Origin of the sequence: Fibrobacter sp. UWT3, assembly GCF_900230125.1 — a bacterium.
Classification (GTDB): Bacteria; Fibrobacterota; Fibrobacteria; order Fibrobacterales; family Fibrobacteraceae; genus Fibrobacter.
The window spans coordinates 1,257,845-1,278,379 of sequence record NZ_OCSS01000001.1 but is presented as its reverse complement, the minus strand read 5'-3'; the positions used below and the strand labels follow the sequence as shown (position 1 = coordinate 1,278,379).

Genomic DNA, 20,535 nt, shown 5'->3' with positions numbered 1-20,535 from the left:
TACCGCGTATGAAGTGGTATTTTATTGACGAAAGCATTACCGATGGCGAACGCCGGCAAGGCCCTTATTCTATCGATGAAATCCACGAATTTGTAAACCAGGGAAAAATAAGCGACAACACGCTCGTGTGGCACAGCGGCGAGAGCGACTGGAAAACATGGAAAGAGGCCTCGCAGGCGCTTAAGGAAGACCTGCCGCCCGTCCCGCCCACAGACGAGGAAATGCTCAAGGACACTATCGAGGCTCTCGAGCAGATTGTCAAGGAAAATAAGTTCAGGTCGCGCAAGTTCGCCGGGTTCTTCGTGCGGGCATTCGCATGCGTTGTCGACAACCTCATTCTCGGCTTCTTCGGCGGCATTACGCTGCTCGTACTTTCGAGCGCGGGGGTTCTCGACTTTGAAACCGTCCAGCAAGCGACAAGCGCCTACATAAACGACCCGATATCTGCCGAAAGCACGAACAAACTATTGAGCACGCCGGGCATAAGCACGTTTATTACCATCTGGAGCGTGGCGCAGGCCATATACTTCATCGCGTTCCAGGCCATCTTCTCGGCTACCCCCGGGAAGATGCTCGCCCGCATCCACATCGAAACCACAGACGGCGAGCGCCTCTCCTGGATTACCTCGGCAGCCCGCTACCTGGGCAGCATCCTCACGCAATTTACACTCGCCATATACGGCCTCGGCTACCTGATTGTATGCATTGACCCGAAGCGCAGGGCGCTCCACGACTGGATAGCAAGGACATACGTCGTTCACGACATGCCCAAGGGCAAGGACGACAACGCCAAGAAAAGCGAAGGCGACAAGGAGATTCAGTAATGTACCGTTTTGAAGTCCACCAGGTAAAGAAACCCCTCGAAGGCGAAGTCCAGATTTCGGGAGCGAAGAACGCAGTGCTCGCCGTGATGGCGGCGGCCCTCCTTGCCGAGGGTGTTTCCGAAATCACGAACGTGCCCCACCTGAAGGACATGAAGACGATGAGCGACGTGCTGCGCATTATCGGCTGCCGCATCAGCGGCGAAGCGCACCAGCTCAAGATAGACACCCGCGGGGCAGACCACCTGGAAGCACCCTACGAGCTGGTGAAGACCATGCGCGCAAGCTTCTACGTGCTGGGCCCGCTGGTAGCGCGTTTCGGACGTTGCCGCGTGTCGCTCCCCGGCGGTTGCGCCTGGGGCCCGCGCCCGGTCGACCTTCACCTGAAGGGGCTCGAGGCGCTCGGTGCAAAGATTAACCTTACCCGCGGCTACGTGGAGGCCACCTGCGAAGGCAGGCTCCCGGGCGGCACGTTCAACTTCCCGATATCCAGCGTGGGGGCAACGGTGAACGTGCTCATGGCGGCAACGCTTGCGAAGGGCACGAGCGTGCTGCAGAATGCGGCACTCGAACCCGAAATCGACAACCTCGTGGATTACCTCGTCTCGATGGGTGCAAAAATCCAGGGACGCGGGACACGCACACTTACCGTGCAGGGTGTCGAAAGCCTCCGCCCCGGCAAGGGCTACACCATTCCTGACCGTATCGAGGCGGGCACGTACCTCTGCGGCGCGGCAATTACCCGCGGCTGCGTGAAGGTCACGAAGATTATTCCCGAACACATCGCCTCTACCCTCGACGCCTTCCGCGAAATGGGCTGCAAGGTAGATGTCGGGAACGACTGGGCGCAGGTCGATGCCCGTGGCATGGAACTCAAGCCCATCAGCATTTCGACCCTCCCCTTCCCGGGATTCCCGACCGACATGCAGGCGCCCCTCATGGCGACGCTCGTCTCGGTGCCGGGCAACAGCCTCATCCAGGACACCGTCTATAACGACCGCTTCAAGCATGTCGCCGAATTGCAGCGCATGGGGGCGAACATCCAGGTGAACGGCAATACCGCGACTATCAAGGGCGGCACTAAACTCGAAGGCACCGAAATCATGGGTAGCGACCTGCGTGCAACCGCCGCTCTCGTGCTTGCGGCCCTCGTGGCCGAGGGCGAAAGCACCGTGAGCCGCGTTTACCACCTGGACCGCGGTTACGAGGACTTCGAAAACAAGATGGCAAAGATCGGCGGTGTCGTCATCCGTCACAGCGATGACGAAGACGACGATGCATTTTAAGAAATAAACTTCGGCAAACAACGTTTGCCTTGCGCTTACGCAAGCGTAAGCGTTTTAAGACGCGGGTTCACTTCGCCATTCTGGTGAGACTAGGGAGGGGGTCCACCCCCTCCCTAAGACCCTCCCGGCACTCGAAACAAGTTTCTTCGTGGGCGCCTTACGGCATAATAACGACAAGGGAGGGGGTCCACCCCCTCCCTAAGACCCTCCCGGCACTCGAAACAAGTTTCTTCGTGGGCGCCTTACGGCGCATAGACTCTAACATAAGCGGGTATAAAATGCTTCGGGTTTATGTGCCTCGGGTATAGAATACATAAAGCCCGCGCAGTGCGCGGGCTTCAACATTTACCAAAGAGTGTGCTTTTAACTAGTCCTTCTTGGCAGAAGGAATCTTCTTCTTTTTCGCGGGTTTCTTTTCGGCAGCCGGAGCTTCGGCCTTTTCAGCAGGCTTCGCTTCTGCAGCCGGGGCCTCTGCGGCGGGTGCTACGGGTGCTTCCGCAGCGGGTGCGGCCGGCGCGGTTTCAGTTGCCGGCGCTGCCGTCGAATCCGAAACAGGTTGCGGTTCCACGGCGTTCCCTTCCAGCAGTTCCTGCAGGATTTCTGCCGCCTGTTCAAACTCGCCAGATGTCGCGCAAGTCTTGCTCGAGAGAATCTTCTGCAGGTACTGCTTCTGCATATCGACATTCCCTTCGGCAGCATATATCGCCGAGAGCTTGAACATCGTCGTGCAAAGTTTCTGCCCTTCGGGGAAACTCTGTGCAAGCGCCTCGAACACCTTCTTGGCCTTTTCCACCTGGTTTACGTCCATAAGGCAAAGCCCCATCCAGTACAGGGAATTCTCGCCGAGTTCCCCCTCCTTCATTTGTTCGTAAACCTGCTTGAAGCCGGTGTAGGCAAGCTTGTATTCGCCGCGGTGGTAGTCAGAACGGGCCGTATTGAACATCGCTTCCGCTTCCACGAGGCGTTCGGCCTCGCGTTCTACGCTGTCCATTGAAACCTGCTGCTGCGGGGCTCCGCTCACCACGACCTTCTTCGCCAGAATCTTGTCACTCTTGCCGAGCAACATGTCGAGGCGGTAGATGATCTCTTCCTGGCGCGAATCGTTCCTTTCGGATTCATCGCTCATGCGGCGCGAAAGCATGGTCAGTTCGGCCATCATGCGCTTCTGCAGCAAGGCAGAGGCCTCCTGCTGGGCAAGGAGTTCCGCCTTCAGGGAGTCGACGCGCTTGCGGAGGTTCTTGTTATCGGCCCTAAGCTTATGCATGGCGGAATCGAGATTGCTGAGGACAGCAACCTGCACGTCCGTACCGACATTGCGCATTTCCTCGGTACGGAGCACCGTCATCTGGGAGCATCCGACTAGGGCGAATGCAATCGAGACAATACCTAAAGCAATTTTTTTCATTTTCTACGCTAGTTATTAGTTTAATTCAATTCGAGTCTAGATCCTTCGCCACGATGCCTCGCGGCATCTTGCTCGGGATTACGCATAAAAATTACTGTTGGATGTTCACGCGGAAGTTGGCACGGCGGTTCTGGGAGTAAGCCTCTTCGGTTTCACCCTGAGCCTTCGGGGCTTCCTTACCGTAACTCACGGATTCCATGCGCTTGCCTTCGATACCATAGGCGTTCAGGAATTCCTTCACCTTCATGGCGCGCTTTGCACCGAGAGTGAAGTTGTAGTCTTCGGTACCACGGGCGTCGGTGTGGCCCTCGATGGTAAGCGTGAAGCGGGTTTCCTTCAGGAGGAGTTCACCCACCTGTGCGAGCAGTTCCTTCGCCTTCTCGGTGAGTTCCGAACGGTCGAAATCGAAGTACACGTCTTCGCTCATAATCTGGTTGATGAGCGCTTCGAGGCGGGCGCGTTCCGCTTCAAGGCGTTCGGCCTCGAGGCGCGCGCGTTCGGCGGCAAGGGAATCCTCGTTCACCGCGGGTGCGGGTGCAGCCGCGGGCTGTGCTGCCGGTGCGGGTGCAGGTGCGGCAGCCGGGGCCGGGGCCGGCGCGGGCTGCGTCTGCGGGGGTTCGTTCTTCGCGCAGCCTACAATGGCGAGGCATGCGGCAAAAGTAAGAATGGAAAGTTTAGCGATGTTTTTCATTTAGCACCTTCTTTGGTTTTTTGTTGTTCACTATCTTCGTAGAACCAGGACCACGTAGGCGATGTGTTCTCGCCGCCCTGGGTAATGCGGGTCACGTTCGCGCCGTCAAACCGCATAATGTAAATCTGGTAAGTCCCGCTACGGTTGCTCGAAAAAGCAATCAGCTTGCCATCGGGCGACCAGGTCGGGTGTTCGTTGTTGCCCGCGTTGTTCGTGAGCTGCACGATGTCGCTCCCGTCGAGCGCGCAGGTATAGATGTTCATCTTGCCGTTGTCCATCGAGGTATAGACAATGCGGTCGCCGTTCGGGGACCAGCTCGCACGCTCGTTGTAACGGCCCATGAATGTCACGCGGCGCAGGTCAGAGCCGTCCTTCCCCATCACAAAAATCTGCGGGCCACCGCCACGGTCACTCGTGAACAGCACCTCGGTCGCATACGGGCTCCACGCCGGGCTCGTCTGGTTGCTCTTCAGGTAGGCGAACTTGCGCGCCTTACCTGTCTCCATGTTGCCGAGGAACAGGTCCGTCTTCCCGTCGACCGTCGAAGAGAAAAGGAGTTCGCCCGTACGCGGGTTTACCGCGGGGCTGTACGTCTGGTCGAACTGCGGGAAAATCACGCGTTCCGGCCCGCCGAAGTTCTTGGCATAAAGGTGCGGGCGGTTCGTCTTGAAGTTCACGTACACGAGCCCAGCATTCCCGCGCGTCCACACGGGCATCATGCTTATCGTAGAATCGCGGGTCACCTGGCTACGGTGAAAACCGTCGTAGTCAGATACCACCACCTGCTTCACGCCCTCGATTTTCGAGACATACGCAAGCTTGGTGCTCGCCACGCCGCGCTCGCCGGTAATGCGTTTCGTCACCTTGTCAAAGAACGCGTGTATCGCGCGGCGCAAGTCCTTCTGCTTCAGGGTGTACGATTCTCCGAGCAGCAGGTCCTTCGACTTCGAAACATACAGGAAGCATTCCACCTTCAGGGCGCCGTCCTTCTGGGGCGATACCTTCCCCGTCACGTAGTATTCCGCATGGCTACGGCTGAAAAGCGCAAGGTTGAACTTTTCGGAGGCAACCACGTCGAACCGGCCCGAAAGGTTCGCATCGCGGGTAACAATCTGGTGCGGGCGTTCCTCCATCCATTCGATACCAGGCTTCTCCTCGAACGGGACAACACCAAGCGGAATGGTCTTGAACACGGAAATACCCACGTCGACTGCAATCGTATCGATAGAGGCAAACGCATTCGGTACGGCAAGCATCAACAGGGCAAGAAACGCGATAATCTTCTTCATAAACATTCAACCTAGTTCGGCGTAAAGTTAAAGTGCAACACGAGGCTCGGGGCGCGGTAGTTCGGCGGTAGTTCGGGCACCTTCGAAATCTGGATGGCGCGCACGGACAGGTGGTCCCACGCCTTGTTGCCCGACGACTTCTTGAGTATCACGGCGGTAATCCCGCCGAAGCGGTCCACCTGGAACTGCACCGTAGTCTTCGCGTCGCGGCCCACCTTCAGGTCCTTGGGCGGCTTGAAGTTGCTCATGATAATCTTCTTCAACTGCTCGAGGTACACCTGCATCAGCGGGTCCATATCCACGGAACCCACCGGGTTCAGGCTCGGGGCCTCCACCGCAACAGGCAAGTCGAGGTCGTCGACCGGGAAATCCTCCTGCGGTTCCGGTTCGGGCTCCGGCTCCGGTTCCGGCGGAACCTCCTCGTGCACCTCCTCGGGCTTCTGCTCCGGCTCGGGCTTAATCTCCGGCGGCAATTCCTTGTTCACTTTGGGCTTGGGCGGCTCCTTGGGCTTAGGCGGCTCAGGAGGCTTAGGCTGTACCGGCTTGGGGGGCGGAGGCGGCTGGGCCACCTGCACCATCTCGAACACGGGAATCGGCTCCGGGTCCGGCTTCAGGTTCACGTAATGCAGCCCGATGAAGAACACGGCAACGGCAAAATGGAAGACGACCGCGACTACGATTATCTTCACGAGCGTGGAATCCACGTCCGAGCCGAAGTACTTTATCCTTTCTGCTTCCTTGCTCATTTACCCGGTTTTTCTTTAGGATTCATCGTAAGGAACCCGAGTTTTGTCACGCCCAATTTTTGTACCTGCGTAACGACCTTCATCACGAGCCCGTAATGGACATTCTCGTCGGAATTGATGACGACCGCCATCTCGCCGTTCCAGAGGGACTTGAACACGTTGTTGAAACTGCTGAAATCCACCTGCATGTCGGCGATGTAGATTTCCTCGTCCTTGGTGATGGACACCTTCAAAAGCTTTTCCTGCTCCATCGTCGGGGCTTCGGCCTTCGGGAGGTCGACCTTCACGCCCTGGCTCATGAGCGGCGCAGAAATGATGAACACGATAAGAATCGAGAACACGATGTCGATCATGTTCGTGAGGTTCATCTCCTGCTTGAGTTCTTTTCCGCGGCTACGCTTCACCTAGGCCTCCTAGCCGGCAACTTCTTCGAGGGCGAGCAGGTCGCCGCGCTTGAAGAGGCTCAACACCTGCGAACCGAAGTTGAAGTAAGAGATTTCATTCTGGCCGTTGCAGCTGGTGAAGTAGTTGTAGCCCGCAGAGGCGGGGATAGCGACCACGAGGCCGCCCACCGTGGTAATCAAGGCCATGGCGATACCCGGAGCGACAACGGAGAGGTCGGCGGAACCGTGCTGGCCAATCTGGAAGAACGCAATCATGATGCCCCACACCGTGCCCAAAAGGCCGAAGAACGGAGCCAGGTTCGAACTTGTGGCAAGGAAGCTCAGGTAGCGGTCTTCGGTAAGGCGCAGGCCCTCGATGGAGCGCTGGATGGTGTCTTCCAGGAGCGATGCGCGGTGCTGGATGGAGTCGTAACTCACGAAGTTACTGAACTTGGAGGCTTCCTTCAGCACCTCGGCCGTAAGGCGGCGGAGCGCACTGTCCTCGGCGGTCTCGCAAAGGCCCTGCAACTGCACGAACTGCGTAACCGTACTGAACTTGCGGAAGAACTCAGCATTCGCGTGCTTGCTCCTGCGGTAGGCAAAGAACTTCACGATGATAATGCCCCAGGAACCCAGCGACATGATGGCAAGGATGCAGAGGACCACGATGGTCGCGATATCGGACTGCAGCACCATTTGTACAAGAGGGATGGAATTGTTCAAAAGAACCTCCTCGAATAAATTCCGGGCGAAAACATACGCCCCGTGCACAATGTAGCAAAAAGATATGATTCAGACCAAGCAAAAGAAACTTTATTCGGGAAAAAAAGCGAACTTCAGAATCATACAGACCTAACACAAAAAAAAGCAGCATTTAGTCTGTAAAAATTGAAAATAGGCCCTACACAAGGCCTTCAAGTTCCTTGACGTGAAAGCTCCTGCGGTGCACCGGAGTAAACCCGAATTTACGAATGGCGGAGAGATGCACCGGCGAGGGGTAGCCCGCGTTCTTCTCGAATCCGTAAGCCGGATACTTTTCTGCTAGTTTGTCCATATAGCGGTCACGGAAGACCTTCGCAAGGATGGAGGCCGCAGAGATGCTCGCGATGCGCCCGTCGCCCTTCACGACAGGCATCTGCATCTCGGCAGGGACCCCGCGAATCTTGAGGTTGCCGTCAACCGCGATGAAAATATGCGGCACCCGCTTGTCACCCTGGAGGGAGTCCGCAGGACGACCTATAGGGTCCACCTCCGCGAAACTCCCCTTCACCTCCACGGGAATCTCGGGTGCGGGAGCGTCGAGCCCCTGCATTCCCAAAGCCTGCAGCGCTCGCCGCATCGCAAGGAAGTCGGCCTCGAGAATGTTCATCTCGTCGATTTCCTTCTCGCTCGCACTTGCAATCGCATAGCAGGCGCACGCGTCCTTCACCGCATCGAACATGGCCTCGCGCTTCTTTCGGGAAAGCTTCTTCGAGTCGTTCAGTTCGGGCATAATGTCGGGTGCCTTCAGCACGGCGGCGCAAGCCACCACGGGGCCGGCAAGCGGGCCGCGACCGACCTCGTCAATACCCACAACAATAACGCTCTTGCCCTCGCCCGCCGCGGCCGACGCAAACAGGTCGAGCGAACCGTCAACGCCGGCCCCGCCGACAGATGCCGGATCCGCGACAAACTTCCGCATGAGGGTTTCCCCCTCTACCGGAGTCTCGACGTTTTCGAGGAATGCGGGCAACTTAAACTTCATAGCTGGGCTGCGTAATCCCTAATGGTCTTCCAGTACAGGTTATGTTCCTGTTCGAGCACGCGGGCGGCGAGCACCTCCGGCGTATCGCCTTCCAGCACGGGCACCTTCACCTGCGCGAGAATCTTCCCCTGGTCGATTTCCTCGCTCACCAGGTGCACCGTCGGGCCCGATTCCTTCTCGTGCGCGGCAATTACGGCCTCGTGCACGTGAATACCCCAGAAGCCCTTGCCACCATACTTGGGCAAGAGCGACGGGTGAATGTTCAATATGCGATTTTCCATGCGCCGCACGATGCACACCGGCAGGGCCTTCATGTAACCCGCAAGAATCAGCAAATCCACGTCGTACTTGTCAAGAACCTCAAGCAACGCGGCCTCGTACGCCGCCTGCTCCGGATGCGTCTTTCCCGAAATGTGGTAAACCGGGATGCCGTATTCCTTCGCATGCTCCACGGCACCGCACGTTCCGTTGTTCGTAATTAAAAACTTGCACTGCGCCTCGAGGTCACCCTCGCCAATGCGCTCAATAATAGCCTTAAAGTTGCTCCCGCCACCGGAAGCCATCACGCCAATTTTAAACATGGCGCCAAATATAGAAAAGAGCCGCTTACTTGTGGTCGATTCCAGGGGGCGTGCGCAGGTAATAGATAACGCAGGGCACCACGACGCAGAGTACGGTAACCGCGACCGTCAGGTACACGAACCATTCCTGGACCGTCACCGTAGGCGGCAGGAAGAACGTCTTGACAATCGCGAAGACTGCAATGAGGAAAACGCCAGGCAGCAGGTAAGACATCAACTTGTTCATGACAAGAAAAATAGTATAAAAAATGTCGGCATTTCATTCGGCCCCGTTCTGTCATCCTCGCGAAGGCGGGGATCTATACCTTTTTCAAACTGAGTTCCGTTTTGTAAACACTTTTTTGTTTTTCGGCGAGTCCTTTCCTCCCATAATTTGTAACTTTTACCACGAAAATAAACCTTAATTCATGGAACCTACTATGAGCATCAAAGATTACCTCGCCGGCGCAAAACAGGCCGGTTCCGTCCAGAAGCTGATGACCCCGGGCCTCGCCGTGGAATTTATCCAGCCCTGGTACACCCCGCTTTCTACGACCCCTTCTACCACGGGTATTGCTGTCGGCGGTATCGGCTCCACATTCACCGCAACGCCTGCTGGCACCACCCCCGTGATGAACGTGATGCCGGGCGTGCAGGTCCGCACCGAAAAGCCCTCCGACCTCCGCTTCAACAACTTCTTCTTCCGCGAATCCGTCATTGACGCGAAGGCAGCACTTGAAATCGTCGACTTTGCCGGTTTCACGCAGATGCTCGCCAAGTACCCGCTCGTGGACGCGAAGGGCGAAGCCCTCTTTACCGCCGCTGAACTTGCCAACCAGAAGAAGGCCGAGGCCAAACTGAACAAGGCCATCGCCGAAAAGGATTTCTTTAAGAACAACAAGGCCGCGTTTGAACGCTGGCACATCGAATGGAGCGACCGCACCGCCGCCCTCCTCAAGAAGGCCGGAGCCGAACTCAACCGCAGTGCCGTCATCGACTTCTTCAACGGTGTCGTTGGGGAAAAGGCCGTACGCCAGGGCGCCCTCACCGCCGCCTGGGCAAACGACTCCGAGTTCCTCGGCCAGCCGGGTTATGACGCCGCCAAAATGAAGTACACCGCTCTCTATCCGGTGAGCGAAACCAAGTACGAAGGCAAGGGCGTGCAGATTACCAAGACCCAGTCCAGCTACGTGACTCCGGGTGACGAACGCCTCTCCAGCCTCCCCGTGAACGCCACCGTGTTCACTCTCGAAAATACCACCAAGGAAACCCGCGAAGTCACGATTGTGCAGGTGCAGGACTGCATCGCCGGTTACATGGCCAAGAAGGACCGCCAGGGCGTTCAGGACTCGAGCTTTGTGCTCGTGCCCGCCGCACGTTTCCCGAAGGGCGTCAAGTTCAGCAAGCAGGCCAAGGACGGTCGCGAAGTCCGCGGTCTCGAATTCTACAACGAAAAGCCGCTCGCCGAAAGCGACTTCAACGGCTGCATGGGCGTGTCTGTCGCCTGGAACAAGAAGGACAACCTGAACGTTTCCGTGAAGCCGATGTTCTACCAAGATGACGCCGCCTCTGTTTTGAAGGGCGCTCTCCGCAGCGGTCGCGTTTGCGAAGCCTGGGTCAAGAACGTTTACAGTGGCCGTGAAACGATGGCCGGTGCCGTTGCCGTGACTGCCGTCCTCAAGCCGAAGCAGAAGGTCAGCTTCCAGTTCAACCTGGTGCTCGACTTCCCCGAAATCAAGCTGAACAAGCTCACTTCCGCCAAGAAGTACACCGCATTCTTCCCCGAAGCCTATGGCCGCGTGGGCGCCATCCTTGACGAAGCGCTCGCCGCCGACAAGAACTTCGACGCCCGCCTCAAGGCTTTCGAAGCCCTCGTTCCGAAGAAGGCCGTGGCCAAGCTTTACAAGACTGCCGCCAAGCAGGACGAATTCAAGAGCCTCGCCCTCAACACGCTCAGCTTCCTCGCCGAAGCCACCGTGTGGGACAAGGATGACCGCTTCCTCGTCCGCGAATGCGCCGACTATCCGTTCTTCAACTCCCTCGACGTTTACTTCTACGGCAGCTTCAGCCTGATGGCCCTGATGCCGCGCCTCGACGGCGTGGTGATGAAGCGCTTCGGGGATGCGATTCTCGCCGTGAACGACAACCGTCGCCGTCACCACGAATACGTGAACCACCCGTTCGCCGACCTGCCCGACCCGAAGCTGGAAGGCCCCCGCGCCGTGCGTGGCGCCGTGATTCACGACCTCGGAAGCCCCTTCGATGCCGAACCCGATGCCTACGACTGGCACAACGTGAAGGAATGGAAGGATCTCGCTCCGAAGTATGTGCTGATGGTTCTCCGTCATTACGTGAAGACGCAGGACAAGCAGAACCTGCAGGATTGCAAGGAAGCCGTTTACGCCGCCATGCAGTACCTCGAAAAGATGGTGAACGAAGGCGAAAACTTCCCGCTCACCCACGGTACCGACGACACGTTCGACAACCTCTCCAGCCACGGCATTTCCGTGTACTGCGGTAGCCTCTGGATTGCAGGCCTCCGCGCCGCCGCCAAGATTGCCGAAATCCTCGGCGACAAGCAGCAGGCCGACACCTGGAACGCCAAGGCCGACGCCGCCAACAAGGAATTCGACGAAGCCTTGTGGGACGAAGCCGAAGGCTACTACCACTTCTTCGTGACCCCGATGGAAGCGAAGGACGTTGTGGCAGACAAGCTCCCGCAACTCGCCGACGCCATCAAGGACACGCTCGTCATCGACGGTTCCAACGTGAAGGCCGCCCTCAAGACCATCAATGAATGGCTGAACTCCGGCGCAATCCCGAGCGACGTGGAACTTTCGAAGAACGAACTCCGCGGACTCAAGAAGGCTTGGCTCACCGCCCAGTGCAAGGATGCCTTTACCGCCAGCTGGAACGCAAAGATTGCTAACGACTGCGATGACGTATTCGCCGACACGATGCTCGCCGACACTTACCTCCGCCTGCTCGGCCTCAAGCCCATCAGCGACGAGAAGAAGGCAAAGGCGAACCTGTTGCGCGTTTTCAACACGAACTACAAGGCCAACAGCCCGCTCATCGGCGCCGCCAACCTTGTGCGTAAGGACGGCTCCCCGCTCGACGAATTCAACTTCCAGGCTCACGACGTGTGGATCGGCATCCAGTACAGCATCATGTGCGCCATGATGCACCACGGCCTCGAAAAGCAGGCAGCCGACATGGGCGATTCCATGATCCGCAACCTCTACGAGGAAGCCCGCATCCCGTTCGCCGCACCGGAAGGATTCAACGGTTCTTGCCGCCTGCACCCGGAAGCGCTCGTGAAGGCATTCGGCCTGAGCGCCACCGCTGCCGACAAGATGCATAAGGAACTCCTGAAGAAGGGCGCCCTGCTTGCAGACTCCCGCATCAGCCCGAAGCTCCCCCGCAACCTGCCCGCCTTCACCAAGGCATTCGGCAGCATCGCGAAGGCGAACAAGGTTGAAGCAAGCGCGCTGTTCATGCTGCTCCACAGCACGGCACTCAAGTACACCGCCGGTAAGTACTTCCGCCCCGGCATGATCTTTGCGCTGTTGTACTAATAAGCTCCGTTTTTTCGGATATAAGAAAAAGAGGTGTCCCAAGCGGGGCACCTCTTTTTTGTCATTCCAAGGAGATTCTTTCGGGCTAGTTCGCCGGCGTGACGAGCCTTTGCTTCACAATTTGCATCACGTTGCTCGGATTGGTGTTCCAGCCGTAGTCGAACACGAGGATCGTCGCATTCCTAAAGGCCTCCTCCGCTTCGATATAGAAGTCGAGTTGCGTCGAGCAAATGCAATTGGCTTGCGGGGCAGATTCGTCAATGTTCGGCTTCACATAGAGGGTATCGCCCCCAACGGAAACATCGATGTTTTCAATTTGCACGGCACAATTCATCTCGACCGTCTCGATGACAATCTCCGCCTTGTTTCCCAATTCATACATGTAGGCTACCGGAGGCAGAGCCATGTCGCCGGCGCGGCCCCCATCATTTGAACCGCCGTCCACCAGCGGGTCATCCCCGTTGTTCGAGTCGCGGCACTGGGCCGTCGCATCCTCGACAATCTGGCGCGGGCGATCCTTTGCCGCATCAATAACTTGCACCGGACCGTTGTTGTCAAAGGCGGTATAACCGAAACCGACATATTGCGCGTCAAACAAGAACTCCACTCGGGCATTGCACCCGCACGTGTAATCCTCGCCCTTAGTGCGGTCGACGTTCACGTAGAGAGTGTCATCAACAAGGTTCGCGCCGTAACGAGAAATGGCGAACTTGGCTTCTTTCACCGCAGCGTTCACAACAGCGCTGTCGCCGCTGCAAGGCAAATCCAAGCGCGCATTGATGATGGTGAGTTTCGCGAGCCCGTCAAGCCTAGCGATGGAACTCATGTAGGGGTAAGGTTCCGCCTCGCACTGGGCCGAGTTCCCATCAAAATCATGGTTCGGCAAGCATTCAAGCGAGATATTGGTCACCGGCACCGCGACATTCCTACCAGCAACCGACGAGGAACTCGGCGACGTCACGCTGGACGACGAAGAGGCTACATAGGATTCCTTGTCGATGGTCGAGCGAATGACCCCTTCCACGACTATAAAGGTGGCGTTCGTAAAGGCGGGCTCATCCTTCATCACGAAATGGAATTCAGCCACGCACTTGGAGTCATCCTCCGCCTTGGCCTCGTCCACAACCTGCTTCACGTAGAGCGTATCACCCACCGCCATGACATCAACACTGTCGAGAAGCGCCGGATTCACAATCATCCCGGCAAACCCGCTAATCTTGTAAGCCGGCATCATCACATGGTCCACGGCAACAATCACCTTGTCGGAACCATCTTCCTGCCCCATGAGGGCGTGCGGCGGGAGCGCGAGGCCGTCTCCTCCCGGAATATCGGAACGCCCCGTGGATTGCATGCACGTGCCAAAAACCTTCACCTTCTGCACCGGGTTACCCGCAATGGACGAAGACGAATTATCGGAGCCCGAGGATGCAGGCTGCGAACCGGAAGACGAAGGCTGCGAGCCGGACGATTCCACGCCCGCGCTCGACGTCGGGTCTTCGGCACCCGAAGAAATCTCCGTCGCGGAGGAGCTTTCGTCCCCGCCAGTAACGGGAGCCGTAGACGACGAATCATCGCCGCAAGCCACCAGGGTAAACGAGAGCGCCATCGCTGCCGCAGCAGAGGCGGCCGTCGCAAAAATCGAATTCTTTTTCATGGATTCCTCCTTTTCATTTATTCTTACGCTCCTAAATATAAATCTAAAATTTTCAAAAATCAATAGTTTTATGCAACAAAAATTATACTTTTAGAGATTTTTTAGCATTTCCAATAAATTTTATCATAAATCACATCTATATGCAACACATTGTTCTATATACGAAAGGCCGGGAGCACAAAAGGCCAGCCAGCCTGAACAGGCAGGGCACCAACCTCCCCTTTATATATACCGTTTATTTCAACCGAATAGCACGGACCGCCGAAACGCCCGCGCCCGACACGCGTACAACACGCGCGCCATGCCCGAGGCGGGTCAGGTCAAGTTCCGCAGATTCACCCGCAAGGCGGTCCTGGAGAAGCAGGTTCCCCTGCAGGTCGAACACCTGGAGCAACTTCTCGCCCGCTACAAGCGCATCGACATGCAGGCGCGAACCCGCAACCCGCAGGCGGAACGTTCCAGCACCGTGCACAGGCGATGCAACCATCGTCGCAGAACTCGATTCGACAAGCTCGCTGCTGCTGGACACACTTGTCTCGCTGCTGCTCGACTGCGGTGTGACACTGGAAGAGGAATTCGCGGAGCTGCTGCTCGATTCTGCACTGCTGCTGGATTCCGCGCCGTAAGTGCAGTTGTCTACCCGCACGCCGCTCCGCGTCGCGAAGCAGACCACAGAATCCTTCTCGGTAATAGAGAACAGCCCGAAAGACACGGAGTTCTTCCACGTGGGGAACCGTTCCAGCTTGGTCACGTTCTGCGAGCCCGGGAACGGGTCGTCGACAAAGTTCTTCGCCCTGAATCCGCCGCGGACCACCCGGAGACATTCGTCTTCGATGGACTTTTCCATCTCGGGAGTAAATTCCGGTGGGAGGCAGGGCGAAAGGAGCCGCATGCCCAGAGGGCCGAAATCCTTGATTTCGCCGTTAGCATCCATGGATTTCATCAAGAGGTAGAGCAGGGTATCGTTCCTGACCAAGTGATTGAACGCACAGACACAGGTTTCTTTCGACTGTTTCGTTCCCAGCAGGCTATCCGCTTCGGCGGTGCACCTTTCCATAAAAGTAGGACCAAAACTTTCGTCGCTCAGGAGCATCTGGATAAGCATCCGCTCGGTAGAGGATATGGAAACGTTCCCGGAACTACCCTGGGGCGGTGCGGCAAAAACGCTTACCGCAAGGCTCAACAAAAACAAAAAGGGAACGGCAAATTTCATGAATTACCCTAAAATCACGTCAACAAGTGGCAAATTTAGATATTTCGGGCACATCTTTCATTACAAATACGTAAAAAACTCGTTTGTTTCAAAAATGCTTGACAAATCTGTTTTTTTTCTTATATTCCAAAACATCAATTTATTCAAGGAGAATCACCATGAAAAAGAGTCTCTACGCCGGCATTTCCGTCGTTTCCACTGCCCTCCTGATGAGCCTTGTTGCCTGCGGCGACGACAGCTCCAGCGGCTCTGACAGCAAGACCGCCACACCCGACTTCGAAGTCCAGACCTTCGAAGATTTAGGCACTTGCACGAAAACTGCAGAAGGGAACATCGGCTACGTGAAGGATGACAAGGCCAACTACACCTGCGAATCGGGCGAATGGGTCAAAGAAGGCGGAAAAGATTCCGGCAAGTCCGGCAATTCCGAAGATCCCTCCGGCGACAAAGACGGTAAGACCCCGTCCGGTGACGACATAGGTTCTTCGAATTCCTCCAGCGACGAAGGTGGTAAGACACCATCGGATAACGATGAAGGTTCTTCCAATTCCTCCAGTGACAACGGCGACGGGACACCATTCTCGTTTGGACCTGCCGGTGCCAGTCCCAGCTCTGAAATGTTTGAAAGCCTATCAGGCACGGCATGGGCAGATAATGAAGGTTCTATTCACGACAAATGGACGTTCTCGTCATTAAGCGATGGAAAAATTACCATCACGGCAACAATAATTAACGATGACGGAACCCCTTACGATGACACTTCGCTTGACTATAGTCTTGATGTAGAGCGAGGCGTTTTGATCGACGCTTTTGGCGACGACGAAGAATATATAATCTATGCAGATGGCCTACTTCTTAAAGTCTATCTTTTTGAAAGATTTGAAAGAGATGGTTTTTCAGAGGGTCTTGTAGGAAAATGGGTAACCGAAGATGGCGACTTTATAAATATAAGTGCCGACGGAAAACGGTCCATTAACAATGGTGTGACTTCCACTTCCATAGAAAAAATGTCAAACGGTGTTCTGTACTGTAAATTAGGCAACGTGCAGGAAAATCTTTATTACGACGGGACTTACCTTTACGAAGTAAACGAAGTGTATTACCCAGTAGAATAATCGTTTACTAGGATTACTTCTAACGATTCCTTACGAAATTACATTCAGCGTGTCCGTGACTACGGGCACGCTTTGTTCGTTTTAGGCAGCCAACCCCCTAGCCTTTTCCTATATTTGGACTCACTATGAGCTTAAAATTTGATACTCCCATTACCGAAGTTCCGCTGTTCCACCAGGGCAAGGTACGCGACATGTACGACCTGGGCGACAGCTTCCTGATGGTCGCTAGCGACCGTCTTTCCGCTTTTGACGTGGTGCTCCCCACCCCGATCCCTGGTAAGGGCAAAATCCTCAACCAGCTTTCGCTGTTCTGGTTCAAGCACCTCGGCATGAAGAACCACCTCATCACCGCCGACGTGAACGAATACCCGGAAGTGCTCAAGAAGCACGCCGACTACCTCCGCGGCCGTTCCATGATCGTGAAGAAGGCCCACCGCCATTCCGTGGAATGCATCGTGCGTGGTTACATCGTGGGTTCCGGCTGGAAGGACTACCAGAAGACCGGTAAGATTTGCGGTCATGTTCTCCCGGAAGGACTGCAGCTCTGCCAGAAGCTCGAAAAGCCGCTCTACACGCCGAGCACCAAGCCCGACGTTGGCCACGACGAAAACATCAGCTTCGAACAGACTTTCGATATCGTTGGCGAAAAGGTTGCCACCACACTCCGTGACATGTCACTGGACATCTACACGAAGGCTCGCGACTACGCCGCAAGCAAGGGCATCATCCTCGCCGACACCAAGTTCGAATTCGGTGAAATCGATGGCGAAACCATCCTGATTGACGAAGTGCTGACTCCGGACTCCAGCCGTTACTGGCCGGCAGACAAGTACCAGGTGGGCAAGAACCAGGAAAGCTTCGACAAGCAGTACGTTCGCGACTGGCTTGAAACTCTCGACTGGGGCAAGACCTATCCGGGTCCGGAAATTCCGCCTGAAGTCGTGAAGAACACGCTAGCCAAGTACGAAGAAATCTTCGTGCGCCTCACCGGCAAGCAGCCCGAACTGTAATGAGACCGTTCGCATGAACGATTTCCGTGAGCGACAAGCGCCTGGTATTAACTAGGCGCGGTCGCGAGAGCGAGGGCCAGCCCTAAACTTGTTGTTTAGCTTCTAGCCCGAGCGGTCGCTATTTGGTCGTCGGCTCCAGGGCCTGCGACCTTTTTAAAAGAACTTTCATCCGAAGGATATGAAAATGAAATCTGTACCTATTACGCTGCTCACCGGTTACCTCGGAGCCGGAAAGACGACCCTCCTGAACTTTGTCCTCAACAACCAGCAGGGTTACCACGTCGCCGTCATCGTGAACGACATCGGCGAAGTGAACATCGACCAGACGCTCATCGAGAAGGGCGGGAACATCACGAAGGAAGATTCCGGAAAGGTGGTGCCGCTTTCCAACGGATGCATCTGCTGCAGCCTCAAGACCGACCTCCTGGAACAGATTGCCGAACTCCTCGAGATGAACAAGTTCGACTACATCCTCATCGAAGCAAGCGGTATCTGCGAACCCGTGCCTATCGCGCAGACCATCTGCATGGCGGGCAGCCAGCTGCAGAGCCGCGACGGGCGCCCCCTCGCCTGCCACCTCGACAACATCGTATCGGTGGTAGACGTCGCACGCCTCGCCGACGAATTCGCGGGCGGCCAGAAGTTGCTTTCGAACGACCTCGAAGAAGAAGACATCGCGAACCTCCTTATCCAACAGATTGAGTTCTGCAACACCATCGTGATGAACAAGGTCGATTCCATCAGCAAGAACGACCTCGAGCACGTGAAGGCGGTTGTCCGCGCGCTCCAGCCCGAAGCCAAGATGATCGAGACGAACTACGGCAAGGTCGAGATGAAGGACATCCTCGACACCAAGCAGTTCGACTTCGAGAAGGTCGGGAATTCCGCTGCCTGGGCGAAGGAGCTCATGAAGGAGACGAAGCCCGAAGACGACGATGATGACCACGACGAACACGAGCATCACCACCATCACGATGATGATGACCACGACGAGCACGAGCATCACCACCATCACGACCATGACGATGAGCACGAACACGAAGACCATAGCGAATGCGACCACGAGCACGGCGTGTGCCATTGCGGCCACCACCACGACAAGGACCATCCGCACGGCGACGAGTACGGCATCAGCACGTTCGTGTACGAACACCGCCGTCCGCTTGTCCGCGACAAGTTCGAGACGTTCCTCGACAACTACCCCACGAGTATCATCCGCACCAAGGGCCTCGTGTGGTTCGAGGACGAACGCAACAACAGCTACCTGTTCGAGCAGGCCGGCAAGCAGGCTTCCGCACAGAATTTCGGTCCCTGGTTCGCCAGCGAGAGCGAAGAAGAACAGAAGCGCCTGCTGCGCGAGAACCCGGACCTCGTAAAGGTGTGGGACGAAAAGTACGGTGACCGCATCATCCGCCTCGTCTTCATCGGCCAGCACATGGACAAGAAGAAGATTATCGCCGCGATGGACAACTGCCTCGGAGAGTAAAAGGACAGTTCGGCCATCATTTTTTTATTTTTGTCTTCGTAAAATTCAGGCCTTTTCTCAAGGAGATCTATATGGGCGGCTTTTGTGGTGTTGTTTCTAAGGAAGATTGCGTAAGCGACCTCTTTTTCGGGACAGACTACCATTCACATCTAGGTACACACCGCGGCGGTATGGCTGTCTTGAACGGCAGTGGCAAGTTCCACCGTTCCATCCACAACATCCAGAACACGCCGTTCCGCAGCAAGTTCGAGCACGACCTCGCCGCGTTCTCCGGCAAGGTGGGCATCGGCGTCATTTCTGACACCGACCCGCAGCCGCTCGTCATGACCTCCAAGCTCGGGACATTCGCGATTGTCACCGTGGGCCTCCTCACCAACATCGAGGAACTGAAGGACGAACTCTTCAAGAACAACTGCATGCAGCTCCAGTACTCCACGACGAGCGGCATGGTTGGCCCGACCGAAGTCGTATCCGCGCTCATCGCGACCCGCGACTCGATTGTCGACGGCCTCAAGTACGTTCACGAGAAGGTGAAGGGCAGCTGCTCCATCTTGCTCATGGACAGCGACGGCAGGTTCTTCGCGAGCCGCGACCGCTGGGGACGCACGCCCATCGTTCTCGGTAAAAAAGAAGGCTCGATGATTGCCGTGCAAGAAAGCTGCGCGCTCCACAACCTCGGGTACGAACACGTCCGTGACATCGGCCCGGGCGAAATCGTGGAGCTCACGCCCGATGGCGACATCACGCTCGTTAAGCCCGGGAAGAAGATGGCAATCTGCTCGTTCCTCTGGGTCTACTACGGCTACCCCGCCTCGAGCTACGAAGGCCGCAACGTGGAAATGACGCGCTACCGCTGTGGCTCCGCGCTCGCAAAGCGTACCCCCACCGAAGCCGATGCCGCCTGCGGTATCCCGGATTCCGGCACGTCGCACGCCCTCGGTTACGCGCACGAGGCTGGCATCAAGTTCGCGCGCCCCTTCGTGAAGTACACGCCCACCTGGGCCCGCTCCTTCATGCCGCAAGACCAGAAGCAGCGCGAACGCGTCGCCTCCATGAAGCTCATTCCCATCCCGGGCCTCATCAAGGACCGCCGTCTCGTGTTCTGCGACGACTCCATCGTGCGCGGCACGCAGCTCGGCAAGCAGGCCTTGAAGCTTTATTCACTTGGTTGTAAAGAAACGCACATGCGTATCGCGTGCCCGCCGCTCGTTTACCCCTGCAAGTTCATCAACTTCTCGCGCTCCAAGAACGAGTACGACCTGATTACGCGCCGCTACATCCGTGACCAGGAAGGCGAGAATGCAGAAATCGAGAAGTACACCGATCCGGATGGCCAGCCCTACAAGGACATGGTCGAATACATCCGCAAGAAGCTGAACCTCACGACGCTTGCCTTCCAGCGCATCGACGACGTGATTCACGCCATCGGGCTCCCCGAAGACCAGCTCTGCACCTACTGCTGGAGCGGCAAGGACTACGCAGAAACTGGCGACTGCTATCACTGCCCCTGCGAGGAATGCGCCAGCAAGCGCGAAAAGAAAGACTAGTAACAGG

18 protein-coding genes are annotated in these 20,535 nt (G+C 56.5%); 7 read left to right on the top strand and 11 right to left on the bottom strand.

All coding sequences use genetic code 11. The features are described 5' to 3' along the window. Window positions 1-8: 8 nt before the first annotated feature. Window positions 9-824, top strand: a complete 816-nt coding sequence (locus CRO08_RS05510; RefSeq protein WP_097035359.1) for an RDD family protein — start codon at window positions 9-11, stop codon at window positions 822-824. Then, the gene (murA, locus tag CRO08_RS05505) at window positions 824-2,107 is read left to right on the top strand and encodes a UDP-N-acetylglucosamine 1-carboxyvinyltransferase (RefSeq protein WP_097035358.1); all 1,284 of its coding nucleotides are present in this window, start codon (window positions 824-826) and stop codon (window positions 2,105-2,107) included. Before CRO08_RS05510 ends, murA begins: the two co-directional genes overlap by 1 nt. A 367-nt stretch (window positions 2,108-2,474) precedes the next feature. Here the strand turns inward: murA and CRO08_RS05500 are convergent, their stop codons facing one another. The 9 genes from CRO08_RS05500 to CRO08_RS05460 all read right to left on the bottom strand — a co-directional run bounded on the left by CRO08_RS05500 (window position 2,475) and on the right by CRO08_RS05460 (window position 9,172). Next, entirely contained in the window at window positions 2,475-3,512 is a 1,038-nt protein-coding gene (locus CRO08_RS05500) for a tol-pal system YbgF family protein (protein ID WP_101956413.1), read from the bottom strand. A gap of 91 nt (window positions 3,513-3,603) precedes the next feature. Next, window positions 3,604-4,203: an OmpA family protein gene (locus CRO08_RS05495; protein ID WP_097035357.1), complete on the bottom strand. Its 600-nt coding sequence runs from the start codon at window positions 4,201-4,203 to the stop codon at window positions 3,604-3,606. Further along, window positions 4,200-5,492: a PD40 domain-containing protein gene (locus tag CRO08_RS05490; RefSeq protein WP_097035729.1), complete on the bottom strand. Its 1,293-nt coding sequence runs from the start codon at window positions 5,490-5,492 to the stop codon at window positions 4,200-4,202. The genes CRO08_RS05495 and CRO08_RS05490 overlap by 4 nt, the downstream gene beginning before the upstream one ends. An 11-nt stretch (window positions 5,493-5,503) precedes the next feature. After that, window positions 5,504-6,238: an energy transducer TonB gene (locus CRO08_RS05485; RefSeq protein WP_097035356.1), complete on the bottom strand. Its 735-nt coding sequence runs from the start codon at window positions 6,236-6,238 to the stop codon at window positions 5,504-5,506. Then, entirely contained in the window at window positions 6,235-6,642 is a 408-nt protein-coding gene (locus CRO08_RS05480) for a biopolymer transporter ExbD (RefSeq protein WP_072812502.1), read from the bottom strand. Before CRO08_RS05480 ends, CRO08_RS05485 begins: the two co-directional genes overlap by 4 nt. Before the next feature lie 9 nt (window positions 6,643-6,651). Further along, entirely contained in the window at window positions 6,652-7,344 is a 693-nt protein-coding gene (locus tag CRO08_RS05475; RefSeq protein ID WP_217990565.1) for a MotA/TolQ/ExbB proton channel family protein, read from the bottom strand. A gap of 178 nt (window positions 7,345-7,522) precedes the next feature. Continuing rightward, window positions 7,523-8,365 (bottom strand): ribonuclease HII, encoded by an 843-nt coding sequence (locus tag CRO08_RS05470; protein ID WP_097035354.1) that lies wholly within the window; start codon window positions 8,363-8,365, stop codon window positions 7,523-7,525. Then, window positions 8,362-8,946: a phosphoribosylglycinamide formyltransferase gene (gene purN, locus CRO08_RS05465; RefSeq protein WP_097035353.1), complete on the bottom strand. Its 585-nt coding sequence runs from the start codon at window positions 8,944-8,946 to the stop codon at window positions 8,362-8,364. The genes CRO08_RS05470 and purN overlap by 4 nt, the downstream gene beginning before the upstream one ends. A 25-nt stretch (window positions 8,947-8,971) precedes the next feature. Continuing rightward, entirely contained in the window at window positions 8,972-9,172 is a 201-nt protein-coding gene (locus CRO08_RS05460; RefSeq protein WP_097035352.1) for a hypothetical protein, read from the bottom strand. Window positions 9,173-9,365: 193 nt separating this feature from the next. Here CRO08_RS05460 and CRO08_RS05455 point away from each other — a divergent pair, with 193 nt between their 5' ends. Then, window positions 9,366-12,503 carry a GH116 family glycosyl hydrolase gene (locus tag CRO08_RS05455; protein ID WP_097035728.1) on the top strand — a complete coding sequence of 1,046 codons (3,138 nt, stop codon included), beginning with the start codon at window positions 9,366-9,368 and terminating at the stop codon, window positions 12,501-12,503. 85 nt (window positions 12,504-12,588) lie between these two features. Here the strand turns inward: CRO08_RS05455 and CRO08_RS05450 are convergent, their stop codons facing one another. After that, window positions 12,589-14,157: a hypothetical protein gene (locus tag CRO08_RS05450; RefSeq protein ID WP_097035351.1), complete on the bottom strand. Its 1,569-nt coding sequence runs from the start codon at window positions 14,155-14,157 to the stop codon at window positions 12,589-12,591. A gap of 235 nt (window positions 14,158-14,392) precedes the next feature. Then, window positions 14,393-15,370: a hypothetical protein gene (locus CRO08_RS05445; RefSeq protein ID WP_097035350.1), complete on the bottom strand. Its 978-nt coding sequence runs from the start codon at window positions 15,368-15,370 to the stop codon at window positions 14,393-14,395. Window positions 15,371-15,528: 158 nt separating this feature from the next. On the opposite strand from CRO08_RS05445, the gene CRO08_RS05440 reads away from it, so the two are divergent. From CRO08_RS05440 to CRO08_RS05425, 4 genes are all read left to right on the top strand, one after another. Continuing rightward, complete coding sequence (locus CRO08_RS05440) at window positions 15,529-16,485, top strand: hypothetical protein (protein WP_097035349.1); 957 nt, start codon at window positions 15,529-15,531, stop codon at window positions 16,483-16,485. Window positions 16,486-16,610: 125 nt separating this feature from the next. Next, on the top strand, window positions 16,611-17,495 hold the full coding sequence (locus CRO08_RS05435; protein ID WP_097035348.1) for a phosphoribosylaminoimidazolesuccinocarboxamide synthase: 885 nt from the start codon (window positions 16,611-16,613) through the stop codon (window positions 17,493-17,495). Window positions 17,496-17,679: 184 nt separating this feature from the next. Then, window positions 17,680-18,981, top strand: a complete 1,302-nt coding sequence (locus CRO08_RS05430; protein WP_097035727.1) for a GTP-binding protein — start codon at window positions 17,680-17,682, stop codon at window positions 18,979-18,981. Between the two features lie 71 nt (window positions 18,982-19,052). Continuing rightward, complete coding sequence (locus CRO08_RS05425; protein ID WP_097035347.1) at window positions 19,053-20,528, top strand: amidophosphoribosyltransferase; 1,476 nt, start codon at window positions 19,053-19,055, stop codon at window positions 20,526-20,528. Window positions 20,529-20,535: the final 7 nt, after the last annotated feature.

Coding starts and splice junctions, on each gene's coding strand:
- CRO08_RS05500 (WP_101956413.1), bottom strand. CDS start 3,512: ATGAAAAAAATTGCTTTAGGTATTGTCTCGATTGCATTCGCCCTAGTC.
- CRO08_RS05510 (WP_097035359.1), top strand. CDS start 9: ATGAAGTGGTATTTTATTGACGAAAGCATTACCGATGGCGAACGCCGG.
- purN (WP_097035353.1), bottom strand. CDS start 8,946: ATGTTTAAAATTGGCGTGATGGCTTCCGGTGGCGGGAGCAACTTTAAG.
- CRO08_RS05485 (WP_097035356.1), bottom strand. CDS start 6,238: ATGAGCAAGGAAGCAGAAAGGATAAAGTACTTCGGCTCGGACGTGGAT.
- CRO08_RS05450 (WP_097035351.1), bottom strand. CDS start 14,157: ATGAAAAAGAATTCGATTTTTGCGACGGCCGCCTCTGCTGCGGCAGCG.
- CRO08_RS05470 (WP_097035354.1), bottom strand. CDS start 8,365: ATGAAGTTTAAGTTGCCCGCATTCCTCGAAAACGTCGAGACTCCGGTA.
- CRO08_RS05495 (WP_097035357.1), bottom strand. CDS start 4,203: ATGAAAAACATCGCTAAACTTTCCATTCTTACTTTTGCCGCATGCCTC.
- CRO08_RS05460 (WP_097035352.1), bottom strand. CDS start 9,172: ATGAACAAGTTGATGTCTTACCTGCTGCCTGGCGTTTTCCTCATTGCA.
- CRO08_RS05445 (WP_097035350.1), bottom strand. CDS start 15,370: ATGAAATTTGCCGTTCCCTTTTTGTTTTTGTTGAGCCTTGCGGTAAGC.
- CRO08_RS05430 (WP_097035727.1), top strand. CDS start 17,680: ATGAAATCTGTACCTATTACGCTGCTCACCGGTTACCTCGGAGCCGGA.
- murA (WP_097035358.1), top strand. CDS start 824: ATGTACCGTTTTGAAGTCCACCAGGTAAAGAAACCCCTCGAAGGCGAA.
- CRO08_RS05490 (WP_097035729.1), bottom strand. CDS start 5,492: ATGAAGAAGATTATCGCGTTTCTTGCCCTGTTGATGCTTGCCGTACCG.
- CRO08_RS05425 (WP_097035347.1), top strand. CDS start 19,053: ATGGGCGGCTTTTGTGGTGTTGTTTCTAAGGAAGATTGCGTAAGCGAC.
- CRO08_RS05455 (WP_097035728.1), top strand. CDS start 9,366: ATGAGCATCAAAGATTACCTCGCCGGCGCAAAACAGGCCGGTTCCGTC.
- CRO08_RS05435 (WP_097035348.1), top strand. CDS start 16,611: ATGAGCTTAAAATTTGATACTCCCATTACCGAAGTTCCGCTGTTCCAC.
- CRO08_RS05440 (WP_097035349.1), top strand. CDS start 15,529: ATGAAAAAGAGTCTCTACGCCGGCATTTCCGTCGTTTCCACTGCCCTC.